This window comes from Gracilibacillus sp. JCM 18966, from assembly GCF_055392695.1.
In genome coordinates this window covers 3,506,289-3,520,260 of record NZ_AP043883.1, presented here as the reverse complement: position 1 = coordinate 3,520,260, position 13,972 = coordinate 3,506,289, and the positions used below count along the sequence as shown (strand labels likewise).

Sequence of the window (13,972 nt, the reverse complement as noted above, 5' to 3'; positions counted from 1 at the left end):
TTGTCATAATATATTTAATATCATAAAGACCTTTTAAAACAGTCCTGTGAGGCTGGAAAAGGAGCAAAGATAACGTTGTACGGTATACGTGTATCTAAAAAGCCTTATTCCCTCACGGAGAATAAGGCTTTTTCTATGCTGTAATATCCAAAAAATTTTACGAAACACTATAACGTTCCTAAAAGGAGTTTTTATGATGAATAAGAAAGCAAATGTAATGGATGCCAATGCCATGAAACGTGCATTGACAAGAATTGCTCATGAAATATTGGAAAGAAACAAAGGGGTAGAAGGACTCATGCTTGTCGGAATTAAAACAAGGGGAGTTCCTATTGCCAACCGCTTAAAAGAACGAATTAAAGAAATTGAAGGAGTAGAAATACCGATAGGTGAATTAGATATTACACTTTATCGAGATGATTTGTCCCATGCTGGTGATTTAAATGAACCACAGTTAAATGATGCAAAACTAAAAGAACAAGTAACCGATAAAAATGTCGTTCTTGTGGATGATGTTCTCTATACTGGTCGTACGGTTCGAGCAGCAATGGATGCCATCATGGATCATGGAAGGCCTTCCCAAATACAGCTTGCTGTGCTTGTAGACAGAGGACACCGAGAACTGCCAATAAGGGCTGATTTTATTGGGAAAAATATTCCTACCTCTCAAAATGAGATTATAACAGTTGAACTGGAAGAAATTGATCACGAAGATCATGTGATCATATATGAAAAGAATAAGTAACCTTTAAGAAAGTACAGAGATGCTTGCAAGGTTGCATGGAAGATAAGCGTGTATATATAGGACACGTCTACCTCTTTGCGATTTTGCAAAGGGGTTTTTTTATGGCCTAAAGTAGGAAATTAGAAAATTCAGATAGCAAGTGGCAAAAGATGGACCAAAATATCAAAATGGCTGATTTTAATATTTAGCAGAAGGAGGCTCTTCGAATGAAACATTTTGTTTCCATGCAGGATCTGACTAAAGAGGAAATACTCACGCTTGTACTCCAAGCAAACAGGATCACAGAGAATGGGGTAAAGCCAATGCTAGGACAATACTTTGTTGCAAATCTTTTCTTTGAACCAAGCACACGTACAAAGATGAGTTTCATTGTTGCCCAAAGACGGTTAGGGATCGAGGTATTAGACTTTGCTTCGGAGATTTCAAGTGTAACGAAAGGGGAAAGCTTATATGATACTGCTAGAACATTTGAATCGATTGGAGCAAACCTAATAGTTATTAGACACCAAGAAAACAATATCGCCAAAAAGCTTGCTGATTCCATTAACATCCCTGTGATTAATGCTGGGGATGGTACTGGAGAGCATCCTACTCAATCATTACTCGATTTAGTCACTATTTATCAGGAGTTCAAAAGCTTCCAAGGTCTTAAAGTAGTAATTGCAGGAGATATCAAACATAGTCGTGTTGCAAGGTCAAACGCTATTGCACTTTCTAAATTGGGCTGTGATATTTACCTAACAGGCATGGACAGCTGGCACGATGAAACACTTGACTTTCCGTATATTACAATGGATGAAGCTGTAGAAATGGCGGATGTCCTAATGCTTCTAAGAATACAGCATGAGCGACATCAGGCCCACGTAGCTTTAGACCATAATAGCTATCTCCAAACATATGGCTTAACGATGAAGAGGGAGAATAGAATGAAAAAAGAGGCCATTATCCTTCATCCTGCTCCTGTAAACCGTGGAGTTGAGCTGGATAGTCGCTTAGTCGAATGCGAAAGATCGAGAATATTTAAGCAGATGCAAAATGGTGTTGCAGCACGAATGGCTGTCATTCAAAGAGTACTCAATCAAGGGGGAAAATTCGATGAAGAAAATTTTAGTCAACGTCAAACGATTATTGGATAATGGTCAGATGGATGATTGTGAATTAGTAATTCAAAATGGAAAAATTGAAGCAATCGGGAAAAATTTTGATAGAAGCGGTTTAGAAATTATCGACGGGGAAAATCAACTAGTGACACCAGGCTTTGTCGATGTTCATGTCCATTTACGGGAACCAGGTGGTGAGACAAAGGAGACGATTCACACAGGGACAAGTGCTGCTGCCAGAGGTGGTTATACTACTGTTTGTGCCATGCCTAATACACAGCCTACTCCTGATTCAGTAGAAATCTTACTAGATGTACGACAACGGATTGACCAAACAGCAAAAATTCGTGTATTACCTTATGCTTCTATTACAAAAAGGTTAGTCGGGGAGCAATTAACGGATATGAGTGCTCTAAAAGAAAATGGTGCATTTGCGTTTACAGATGATGGTGTCGGCGTCCAATCTGCAGATATGATGCTCCAAGCGATGAAGCAAGCTGCAGCAATTGATATGCCAGTTGTTGCACACTGTGAGGACAACACCTTAATTCATAGTGGTGTGATGCATGATGGAGAGGTAAATAAACAACTAAATCTACCAGGTATCCCTTCGGTATGTGAATCAGTCCAAATTGCTAGAGATGTTCTGTTAGCTGAAGCGGCAGACTGCCATTACCATGTTTGCCATGTAAGTACAAAGGAATCAGTCAGAGTCATCCGTGATGCGAAAAAAGCGGGAATTCATGTAACAGCAGAGGTGACACCACATCATTTATTAATGAATGATACTTTTATAAGGGAAAATGATGCAAATTATAAGATGAATCCACCTTTAAGGGCAAGTGATGATCAACAAGCTTTAATTGATGGGTTATTAGATGGAACGATCGATTTTATTGCAACAGACCATGCTCCTCATACTCATGAAGAGAAGGCGAATGGAATGGAAGAAGCTCCTTTCGGTATTGTTGGTTTTGAGACAGCTTTTTCACTGCTTTATACACATTTTGTAAAAGAGGGGATCTTTACTTTAAAGCAATTAATTGATTGGTTAACAGTAAAACCTGCCGATACATTTGGTTTACCATTTGGTCGAATAGAGGTTGGTACAAGTGCAGATTTAACCTTAATCAATCTTGAAACAGAAGAAAAAATCAACAAAAAAACTTTCTTGTCAAAAGGGAAAAATACACCTTTTGATGGGTGGGAAATAGTAGGAAAGCCTATTGCAACCATCTATCAAGGAGAAGTCGTATATAAGGAGGAAGCATAGTGAATAGATTGTTAGTTTTAGAGGACGGAACAGTTTTTGAAGGTCAAGCATTTGGTTCTACTGAAGAGAGTATCGGAGAGGTTGTTTTTAATACAGGAATGACTGGTTATCAAGAAACTTTATCTGATCCCTCTTATTGCGGGCAGATTGTGACAATGACATATCCATTAATCGGAAATTATGGTATCAATAAGGATGATTTTGAGACGATTAATCCATCAATTTTTGGCTTTGTCGTTAAAGAATTTTGTGAAACTCCTTCAAATTTTAGAAGTGACGAGGGTCTCGATCAATTTCTAAAAGCCAATAATATTCCTGGTATAGCTGGTATCGATACTAGAAAACTAACGAAAATTCTCCGCAAGTATGGAACAATGAAAGGTATCCTATCAAAGGCTAAAGAGTATGGGGAGTATGAAGAAAAAGAATTTTTACTAGCTAAATTGGAGTCGAAAGAATTACTTACAGATCAGGTTGCTCGCGTTTCAACGATGAAGCCTTATGTTGCCCCTGGTAGAGGATATCGAGTTGTACTAGTAGATTTCGGAATGAAGCATGGTATTTTACGAGAATTGACGAAAAGAAGTTGTCATGTGACAGTAGTTCCATATAATTATAGTGCAGAAAACATATTACGCCTTAAACCAGACGGAATAATGTTAACAAACGGACCAGGTAATCCAAAAAATGTTCCAGAAGCGATTGAAATGATTAAAAAGGTAATCCCAACAGTCCCAACCTTTGGAATTTGTTTAGGTCACCAACTGCTTTCTCTTGCTTGTGGTGCGGATACGGGAAGACTTAAATTTGGACACCGAGGATCCAATCACCCTGTCTACGATTATGAAACAAAGCGTACGTACTTAACATCTCAAAATCATGGCTATGCTGTAACAGAGGACTCCATTAAAAATACGGAATTAGAATTAACACAAATAGCGTTAAATGATAAGACGGTTGAAGGGGTTAAGCATTCGAAATATCCTGCTTTCTCCGTGCAATATCATCCAGAAGCTTCACCAGGACCTGATGATACCAACTATTTGTTTGATCAGTTTATTGCAACGATTAAAGCATTTCAAGCATCATTGAAGGAGGAAGCATAATGCCCAAAAGAACAGATATTCAAAAAATACTAGTTATTGGTTCAGGACCGATTGTCATAGGACAAGCAGCCGAATTTGATTATTCTGGTACGCAAGCTTGCCAATCCTTAAAAGAAGAGGGCTATACTGTTATCTTAGCAAACTCGAATCCGGCAACCATTATGACAGATCATACAGTAGCGGATACTGTTTATATGGAGCCTCTTTCTGTTGAATTCTTATCCAAAATTATTAGAAAAGAACGACCTGATGCGATTTTACCTACACTTGGAGGTCAAACAGGACTAAATTTGGCAGTTGCTTTAGATGAATCTGGAATACTAGAGGAAACAGGGACAGAATTACTCGGTACAAAGCTAGAAGCAATTCAACAAGCAGAAGATCGTGAAAAATTCCGTGATCTAATGAATCAAATTAACGAACCTGTACCTGAAAGCCAAATTGTTCATACAGTAGACGAAGCACTAGAATTTTCAGGAAAGATTGGTTACCCACTTATCGTACGTCCTGCCTACACACTTGGTGGTACTGGAGGCGGAATGTGCTACAATGAGACGGAATTAAGAGAGATCACGCGAAACGGACTTTCTTTGTCCCCGGTCAATCAATGCTTAATTGAAAGAAATATAGCAGGATATAAAGAAATAGAGTATGAAGTAATGCGTGATCAAAATGATCAAGCAATAGTTGTTTGTAATATGGAGAATATTGACCCAGTAGGTATTCATACAGGAGATTCAATCGTTGTAGCACCTTCTCAAACATTGAGCGACCGCGAATACCAGCTGTTACGATCGGCATCTCTTAAAATTATTCGCGCATTAAAAATTGAAGGTGGTTGTAATGTACAGCTAGCGCTCGATCCGGAAAGCTTCCAATACTATATTATCGAAGTAAATCCAAGGGTAAGCCGCTCATCTGCACTCGCCTCAAAAGCAACAGGTTATCCTATTGCAAAAATTGCAGCAAAAATCGCGATTGGAATGACATTAGATGAAATAATGAACCCAATTACTGGTACAACCTATGCGTGCTACGAGCCAGCATTGGATTATGTTGTGACTAAATTTCCACGCTTCCCTTTTGATAAATTCGTCCTCGGTAACCGTCAATTAGGGACACAAATGAAGGCGACGGGTGAAGTCATGGCAATTGGGAGGAATTTTGAGGAATCGATGCTAAAGGGAATTCGCTCATTAGATATTAGTGGTGAAGACTTTTTCTTACCTAAACTAACAGAAAACACCATAAAAGAATTAACAGAACGTTTAGTCAAACCAGACGATGAACGAATCTACGTTTTGGCTGAAGTTTTACGAAAAGGTATGACAGTAGAAGAAATTCATCAGTTAACAAAAATTGACCTCTTCTTTTTAACAAAAGTAAAGAAAATGATAGATTTCGAAATAAAGCTGGCTAATAATCGAAATGATTTAACAGCATTAAAGGAAGCGAAACATCTCGGGTTGTCCGATACGCAAATAGCCCGAGTATGGGGAGTCAATGTCGATAAAATTTATGAGACTAGGAAATCAGAAGGATTATTGCCTGTTTATAAGATGGTTGACACATGTGCGGCAGAATTTGAATCGGAAACACCATATTTCTATAGTGCTTATGAGGAAGAAAATGAATCGATCGTAACAGATCGTAAAAAAGTTATCGTTATTGGTTCTGGACCAATACGAATTGGACAAGGGATAGAATTTGACTATGCTACAGTACATTCCGTATTAGCTCTAAAGGAAGCGGGCTATGAAGCGATTATTATGAATAGTAATCCAGAAACCGTCTCGACAGACTTCAGTGTATCTGACAAGCTGTATTTTGAACCATTGACTCTTGAAGATGTGATGCATGTTGTGGATTTAGAAAAGCCAGAAGGTGTAATTGTTCAATTCGGTGGGCAAACCGCTATTAATTTAGCAGAAGGCTTAGAACGTAGAGGTGTCCGGATACTAGGTACACCACTTGAAGCAATTGATACAGCGGAAGATCGAGATAAATTCGAGCAACTGTTACAAGAACTTCAGATTCCTCAACCAAAGGGAAAAAGTGTTCGTAAACTAGATCAAGCTAAGGAAGCAGCCGAATCAATCGGATATCCAGTATTAGTGCGTCCATCGTATGTCATTGGTGGTAGTCAGATGGAGATTGTTTACAATGAAGAGGAGCTGGAAGGCTATCTTGCCAAAACGAATCATATTAAGCATAAGCATCCTGTATTAATTGATAAATATTTAACAGGTATAGAAGTAGAGGTTGACGCGATTAGTGATGGAGATACAACCATTATTCCTGGAGTAATGGAACATATTGAACGTGCAGGTGTTCACTCTGGAGATTCGATCGCAGTTTACCCAACGCAACGTTTAACAGAGAATATCAAACAACAATGTGTGGACATTACGATCAAAATTGCAGAAAAACTAGGTGTCAAAGGACTCATTAATATTCAGTTTGTGGTGCATAAGAATGAAGTATATGTGCTAGAGGTTAACCCAAGAGCAAGTCGTACAATCCCGTTTTTAAGTAAAATTACAGGTGTTACGATGGCGAACTTAGCAACAAGATGTATTATCGGTGAATCGTTAACCGAAATGGGTTATGAAAAAGGATTACTCCCTGAACCGGAAACGGTATCTGTAAAAGTGCCTGTCTTTTCCTTTGAAAAACTGCGGAGTGTTGATACCATGCTCGGACCTGAGATGAAATCAACAGGTGAAGCGATTGGACGGGACCGCACATTAGAAAAAGCATTATACAAGGGACTTACAGCATCCGGATTAAAGATACCAATGGAAGGTGCCGTGCTAATTACCGTTGCCGATAAGGATAAAGAAGAGGCGGGAGAAATAGCCAAGAGATTCTTTGAGCTCGGCTTCCACTTATTTGCAACAGAAGGAACAGCAAACCATCTCGAAAGCTTAAATTTACCAGTAACCTCTGTAGGAAAAGTGGGTGCAGAAGGTAAAAATGTTCTATCCATCATTGAAAAAAGTGAGGTTCAGGTTGTCGTAAACTCCCTAACATCAGGGAAAAAGCCGAGATCCGATGGCTTTAGAATTCGCCGAGAAGCTGTGGAGCATGGAATTCCTTGTCTCACAAGCTTAGATACAGCTGAAGCTATCGTCAATGTAATTGATTCCACGACATTTACTGCAAGACCAGCAGTACAAGGGAAGGCAGTGGTTCTGTGATAACGAAGCAATTAATCGAAATCAAAAGCCATATAGAAATTGCAGAGGATACGTTCGAAATGGTTTTGCATTCAACCATCAGTCATGAATTAAAGCCAGGGCAATTTGTTCATATTGCACTAAATGGTCACATGTTACGTAGACCAGTTTCCATTGCCAATGTAGATACGGAAAAAGAGACATTTACCGTCATTTTTAAAATCTTTGGAGAGGGAACACGTGAACTAAGTAAATCTAAGACAGGGGATTACCTAGATGTTATTCTCCCTTGTGGTACACATTATCCGATTGAGGATTTAAATTTAGATCACGCTCTTATAGTAGGTGGAGGGATTGGTGTCCCTCCTCTGTACTATCTTGGTAAGAAATTGAAGGAAGAAGGGGTAAGGGTCACTAGTGTTCTTGGATTTCAAACAAAAGCACAAGTTTTTTACGAAGAAAAGTTTCGACAGTTAGGTGATGTATACATTGCAACGAATGATGGATCTTATGGTCAAAAGGGCTTTGTTACGGATATAATTGGTAATTTAAATTCCCCGATAGATTATTATTTTTCATGTGGTCCAACTCCCATGCTTCAGGCGGTTACTAACCAATTGCAAGATCAAAAAGGCTATATTTCCTTAGAGGAAAGAATGGGTTGTGGTGTAGGGACCTGCTATGCGTGTGTTGTTCCATTAAAAGCTGATCCATCGAAGAACAAAAAGATATGCAAGGATGGTCCGGTATTTTATGCAAATGAGGTGATTTTAGCATGAATGTGGCAGTGAAATTACCTGGATTAGATTTAAAGAATCCTGTTATGCCTGCATCTGGTTGCTTCGGATTTGGGAAAGAGTACAGTCAATTTTTCGATCTTAATGAGTTAGGTGCAATTATTGTCAAGGCAGCAACGGGTGAAGCAAGATATGGTAATCCTACACCTCGAGTAGCAGAGACTTCAAGTGGTATGTTAAATGCAATTGGACTTCAAAACCCTGGTGTAGAAACTATAATAAAAGATGAGCTACCCTTTTTACGACAGTTTAATACACCTGTTATAGCAAATGTTGCAGGAAGTACTGTGGAAGAATATGTAAGGGTTATAGAGAAGCTAAATCATTCAACAGATATCGCTGCAATTGAATTGAACATATCTTGTCCCAATGTCAAAGAAGGTGGGGTCCAGTTTGGAACAGATCCTGATCTTGCGAAGGAAGTTACGTATAAAGTGAAAGAGGCAAGCAAGTATCCTGTTTATGTGAAGCTTTCCCCAAATGTGACTAATATTACAACAATGGCAAGAGCAGTGGTAGATGCAGGTGCTGATGGACTTTCCATGATTAATACATTGACAGGTATGCAAATAAACCTGAAAAAACGTGCCCCACTGATCGCTAATCGAACAGGAGGACTATCTGGACCTGCGATAAAACCAATTGCGATTCGAATGATTTATGAAGTGCGACAGGCACTAGACATTCCCATTATTGGAATGGGTGGGATTATGACAGCAGAGGATGTATTAGAATTTTTACTCGCTGGCGCTCATGCAGTAGCAATCGGTACGGCAAATTTTCAAAACCCATTTGCTTGTCCTGATATTATTCATCAGTTAGAAGCAACATTGGCGAAATACGGGTTTTCGTCTGTAGAAGAAGCGATAGGAAAGGGGCATGTTGATGGATAATCCATTTTTTCTTGCACTAGATTTTCGCTCAGCAAAAGAAGTGCAACAATTTATAGATAAGCATAATTTCTACGGAGTTCCTGTTAAAGTTGGAATGGAACTATTTTATCGGGAAGGTACGCAAATTATAAAATGGTTAAAACAACATAATCACCCAATCTTTTTAGATTTAAAATTACATGACATTCCAACAACAGTAGAGAAAGCAATGTTCAATTTAGCTAATCTAAATGTCGATATTGTCAATGTTCATGCAACTGGAGGTAGTGAGATGATTAAAGCAGCCAAAAGAGGTTTACAAGCAGGCACTACTAATAGTCCCCCTAAACTAATTGCTGTTACAGTGTTAACATCGATGGATCAGATTGTTTTAGAGAATGAATTATATATTAAACAGTCTATTGAGGATGCTGTGAAACGGTTAGCTCTCCTTTCGAGGGAAAGTGGTGCCGATGGGGTGGTGTGTTCAGCAAGAGAGACAAATAGGATTAAGCAAGTATGTGGCAATGAATTTTTAACCGTAACGCCAGGTATTCGCCTCGCTAATTCGAATAAGGATGATCAAAAACGAGTAGCAACACCTGCCTTTGCCAAAAAAAATGGTGCCGATTATTTAGTAATAGGCCGTAGTATTACTAAAGCAGATAATCCAAAGGCGAATTACGAACGTGTGATAAAGGAGTGGAATAATGCTTAAATCAAAAGAAATAGCAAATGCACTTTACAAAATTAATGCAATTCAAATTAAGCCAGATCGTTCATTCGTCTGGACTTCAGGAATTCATTCCCCCATTTATTGTGATAACCGATTAACGATGTCTTATCCAGAAATCCGTAAGAAGATAGTGATCGAATTTGCTAATATAATTGAACAATTGCCAGAAAAACCAGACGTAATTGCTGGCTGTGCAACTGCAGGGATTCCTCATGCGGCATGGCTTGCAGAACATTTAGGTTTACCTATGGTTTATGTTCGGTCAAAGCCAAAAGGTCATGGTAAGCAAAATCAGATTGAAGGTAAAATTGAAAAAGGCGAAAAGGTAATCGTTATTGAGGATTTAATTTCAACAGGCGGATCCTCTATAGAAAGTGCCCTTGTCTTACAGGAGGCAGGTGCAAAAGTGTTAAGTGTTCTTGCCATCTTTAGCTATGGATTAAAGAAAGCAGATCAGCAGTTTACAAGTGAGAAGATAGCTTATGCCACCATTACGAACTTTGATGTTTTAGCAGAGGCATTGGTAGAGAATAATGAAATTACAGTAGAAGAAAAAAATAGTCTGTTAGAATGGCGAGATGAATTAGGGAATAGTTAAGTTCATTTCCCGGGCAACCGCAAGAAAAGAATAAATTCGCTATTGTTCGACTTATTCTGAATCCAAAGATGACGAATGTGGGTGGTGCAGTAGTATTTTTTCTCTAAGTAGAATCTTGCGCTAAGGAAATATACTATTAGCTGGCTATTATCAATCGAATTAAGTTTAAAGTTAATCATAAAAACTAAAGATGATTAAAGATTACTAAAACAATACCCAGACTTAGCCGAAGGATAGAGTCTGGGTTGTTAATTGTTTAATTATCATCCTGATTTCACATTATTTTGTATGCTCATATCCAGAACAGCAAGCTACTAATTTATCGTATATCTGTTTCAAATGGTAATAATCTAACTCTGATAATGATTCCCAATCGATAATATCCATAATGTAACCATGAAATTTCCAAATCTCTTTCTTTATTCTATCGTCACTAACGATTGCTATTTTAAATAATATTTCTATCATACTATAAACAATAGAAATATCTTCTTTTCCATAATGGCGAATTTGATAAAAGCTTTTGTACAGATAATTTTGATAGGTTTTCGTTTTTTTGATTACTCTGAGTCTGTTATTATTATCCGCAATAAATTTTGTCTCCTTATAGGATTCACCGATATCTATAAGTAACGCTCCAATTCGATTAATACAATTTATGGCTGTATGAGGGTCGTTAACCGCAGGTGAGATAGCCCTTAAAGCTATTTCAACCATTTTTTGTAATATAAATTCAATATCCTGTAGGTCTGTTCTTTCATTTCCAACAATAACCATTTCCTCGAGCATTTGGAAAGTATCGATGGATTTGTTCATGTATACGGACATTTGGACATATTCCTGTGAAACAAAATCACCAACATGTACATGTACCCGAATGACACACTCATGTTTCATAGCCCATCGGACTAATCCATCCCAATCAATTTTTTGGACATAACCAGATTTTAATGTTGGAATCTTTGTTATTTGTAACTTACCTAACCCATTTATTTCTTCTTCATTCCACTCTTCTGATTCAACAAAGTCTACCTCTTTATCTGATCGTTTAATAATTTTTGTACCATCATCTCGAATCGAAGCAATGAGATTATTTACTTGAATCCATCTGGCCGAATGATGGATAAATGAAATAAAAAATGCTAAATCAATAATAGCGATTATTACCATGATTATCGGACCAAGAAGCAGGTCTGCTTTTCCAACCATCAATAAATTAAGAAGTGCAAATATAAAGCTAAAGCTATAGACACCAAGAACATGCTGCGTTGTTTGATGATGCATAAAATCTTGTAAGGTCCTCGGAGAAAACTGCATACTGTAAGTCGTTAATACAACCATAATGACGGAAAAACTGATTGTTGTCATCGTTAATCCTGCAGTAACTAAAGAAGCATATAATTCAATTGCAACATCCTTAGAGGTTAATAATACGTTAGGTATCGCTTGTTTAAAATGATGGATAACAAAGGCATCTATATAAATAGTGAGATACACAAGTATAATGGCACTAATTCCATAAAGAAAAGGAACAAACCAGAAGCTATCTCTAATTTTTAGTAAGAATTTATCTTTCATCCATTTCATCTCCCGCTATTTTTCCATTTCACTTATTCATACCCTGAATGAAGTTTTCTAAGCATGAGGATGTTCGTCCAGAACAAAATCGCTGGACGCCCGTTCATATCATCCTTTAGCGGATGCGTTAGCTTTTCTTATACTTTGGACATCAAGATTTTCGCTTCGTCGCTTTACCTCCTGCAAAAATTTATACTTTCCTAACGTATAAAAAAAGCGACCTCAAATGAGATCGCTCTTGCTATTTATTTTTTAATTTGCTTATAAACGCTTTATCTGGTGTGACGAAAAGAGTTTTTTGGTTTTCATATATTACAAATCCAGGCTTTGCCCCATTCGGTTTTTTAACATGGCGAATTAACGTATAATCCACTGGTACAGAAGAAGAGTTTTTTGACTTACTGAAGTTCGCAGCTAATTGCGCTGCTTCATGTAATGTGCCTGCACTAGGATCAGTGGAACGAATGACAACATGTGATCCAGGAATATCCTTTGTATGCAACCAAATTTCATTTTTTCGAGCAATACGGTTGGTTAAATACTCGTTCTGTTTATTGTTTTTACCAACTAAGATAATAGTACCATCGGACGCATAAAAGGTTTCAGGTTCTGGTTTTGTCGTTTTTTTCTTTGGTTTACCCTTTCCGCTTTTTTTCTTTAAATAACCTTGTTCTTGTAATTCTTCTCGGATTTCTTCAATATCCTGTTCGCGAGCAGAATTAATTTGTTCGATAATCTCTTCTAAATAGACAATTTCTTCATTAGCTTTCTTCTTCTCTTCTTCCACCATTTGCTTAGACTTTTTTAATTTATGATATTTTTTAAAGAAGGCTTGGGCATTTTCACTTGGTGTTTTATGCTCATTGAGTTTTATGGTTCTTGTCACCTGATTTGGATCATAATAATCTGTCACCTCAACCTGTTTATCTCCTTTTCGGACAAGGTGCATATGCGCAGTTAACAATTCTCCATCTCGTTGATATCGATCAGCATGCTCTGCCTCTTCTAAAGTCTTATCTAACTTCAAGAGCTTTCGTTGATTTTTTTTCACTTCATTCGTTAAAAAACGAATTAAATCACCTGCTTTTTGCTTGACACGATCTCGTTCTGCTTTTCCGGAATAATAAGTATCTAGCATTTCACTTACACTATTAAAACGTTTTTTCTCACCGCTATAACTTTCTAAATCAAGAACATAAAAACGACTTTTATTATCGTGCAGAATTTGTGGCACATACTCATTTTCTCTAATTGGGGAGATAATTTTTTTAAAAGCATGCTTATAATCGTCTAAATTCCCGAGCCTTGCTTGGTAAATAATTTCATTTGCTAAAAGTGGGGAGATCCCCATAAATGTTTGGACAATTTGTTGATCCAGTTTTCCTGCATTAAAGTCAAGCTTGCGAATGAACATTTCTTCGTCCACGTTTATTGGACTTACCTTATTTTGACTAGGGGGGGAGATGTATTCATTTCCTGGAAGAATAGATCGATGTCTATTTTGTGCACCAGAAATATGTTTAATACTATCTAATATCAATTGTCTATCTTGATCAACTAAAATGATATTACTGTGCTTTCCCATTAACTCGACGACTAGTTTTTTTACACTTAAATCACCAATTTCGTTTTTTGTTTGGAAATGGATGTGAAGAATCCTTTCATTTTCTATTTGTTCGACGGATTCAATGAAACTACCACCTAGATGTTTCCTTAACATCATACAAAACATGGTTGGTTCTTTAGGATTATCATATTGATCTTCTGTTATATGAATCCTCGCATAAGAAGGGTGTGCAGACAGTAACAATTGTTTATTCTCTCCATATTGTCGGATGGTGAACAATAGCTCTGTTTCTGTTGGTTGATATATTTTAAGGACTCTTCCAGAAGAAAGCTTCCTATCTAATTCATGAGCAATAGCTCTTGTTACGACTCCATCAAAGACCATTTCTATCACCTCGTTTTCATATTATAACATGATGCTT

11 protein-coding genes are annotated in these 13,972 nt (G+C 37.5%); 9 read left to right on the top strand and 2 right to left on the bottom strand.

Translation table 11 applies throughout. The features are described 5' to 3' along the window. Nucleotides 1–196 precede the first annotated feature (196 nt). From pyrR to pyrE, 9 genes are all read left to right on the top strand, one after another. Nucleotides 197–745, top strand: a complete 549-nt coding sequence (gene pyrR, locus ACZ5N5_RS17110; RefSeq protein ID WP_109984476.1) for a bifunctional pyr operon transcriptional regulator/uracil phosphoribosyltransferase PyrR — start codon at nucleotides 197–199, stop codon at nucleotides 743–745. Nucleotides 746–951: 206 nt separating this feature from the next. Continuing rightward, a complete protein-coding gene (locus ACZ5N5_RS17105; RefSeq protein WP_109984475.1) occupies nucleotides 952–1,881 on the top strand; it encodes an aspartate carbamoyltransferase catalytic subunit in 930 nt (309 codons plus the stop codon). Then, nucleotides 1,841–3,118 carry a dihydroorotase gene (locus ACZ5N5_RS17100; RefSeq protein ID WP_464372823.1) on the top strand — a complete coding sequence of 426 codons (1,278 nt, stop codon included), beginning with the start codon at nucleotides 1,841–1,843 and terminating at the stop codon, nucleotides 3,116–3,118. The genes ACZ5N5_RS17105 and ACZ5N5_RS17100 overlap by 41 nt, the downstream gene beginning before the upstream one ends. Continuing rightward, nucleotides 3,118–4,224, top strand: a complete 1,107-nt coding sequence (locus ACZ5N5_RS17095) for a carbamoyl phosphate synthase small subunit (protein ID WP_464367977.1) — start codon at nucleotides 3,118–3,120, stop codon at nucleotides 4,222–4,224. The genes ACZ5N5_RS17100 and ACZ5N5_RS17095 overlap by 1 nt, the downstream gene beginning before the upstream one ends. Further along, complete coding sequence (carB, locus tag ACZ5N5_RS17090; protein ID WP_464372822.1) at nucleotides 4,224–7,424, top strand: carbamoyl-phosphate synthase large subunit; 3,201 nt, start codon at nucleotides 4,224–4,226, stop codon at nucleotides 7,422–7,424. Before ACZ5N5_RS17095 ends, carB begins: the two co-directional genes overlap by 1 nt. Continuing rightward, nucleotides 7,421–8,182, top strand: a complete 762-nt coding sequence (locus ACZ5N5_RS17085; protein WP_277677826.1) for a dihydroorotate dehydrogenase electron transfer subunit — start codon at nucleotides 7,421–7,423, stop codon at nucleotides 8,180–8,182. Before carB ends, ACZ5N5_RS17085 begins: the two co-directional genes overlap by 4 nt. Then, the gene (locus ACZ5N5_RS17080; protein WP_277677827.1) at nucleotides 8,179–9,093 is read left to right on the top strand and encodes a dihydroorotate dehydrogenase; all 915 of its coding nucleotides are present in this window, start codon (nucleotides 8,179–8,181) and stop codon (nucleotides 9,091–9,093) included. Before ACZ5N5_RS17085 ends, ACZ5N5_RS17080 begins: the two co-directional genes overlap by 4 nt. Then, nucleotides 9,086–9,790, top strand: a complete 705-nt coding sequence (pyrF, locus tag ACZ5N5_RS17075; RefSeq protein WP_464372821.1) for an orotidine-5'-phosphate decarboxylase — start codon at nucleotides 9,086–9,088, stop codon at nucleotides 9,788–9,790. Before ACZ5N5_RS17080 ends, pyrF begins: the two co-directional genes overlap by 8 nt. Then, nucleotides 9,783–10,406: an orotate phosphoribosyltransferase gene (gene pyrE, locus ACZ5N5_RS17070; protein ID WP_109984468.1), complete on the top strand. Its 624-nt coding sequence runs from the start codon at nucleotides 9,783–9,785 to the stop codon at nucleotides 10,404–10,406. Before pyrF ends, pyrE begins: the two co-directional genes overlap by 8 nt. A gap of 279 nt (nucleotides 10,407–10,685) precedes the next feature. Here the strand turns inward: pyrE and ACZ5N5_RS17065 are convergent, their stop codons facing one another. After that, nucleotides 10,686–11,984 (bottom strand): DUF2254 domain-containing protein, encoded by a 1,299-nt coding sequence (locus ACZ5N5_RS17065; protein ID WP_464372820.1) that lies wholly within the window; start codon nucleotides 11,982–11,984, stop codon nucleotides 10,686–10,688. A 241-nt stretch (nucleotides 11,985–12,225) separates the two neighbouring features. Beyond that, a complete protein-coding gene (locus ACZ5N5_RS17060; RefSeq protein WP_464372819.1) occupies nucleotides 12,226–13,935 on the bottom strand; it encodes an Rqc2 family fibronectin-binding protein in 1,710 nt (569 codons plus the stop codon). Between the last annotated feature and the right edge of the window lie 37 nt (nucleotides 13,936–13,972).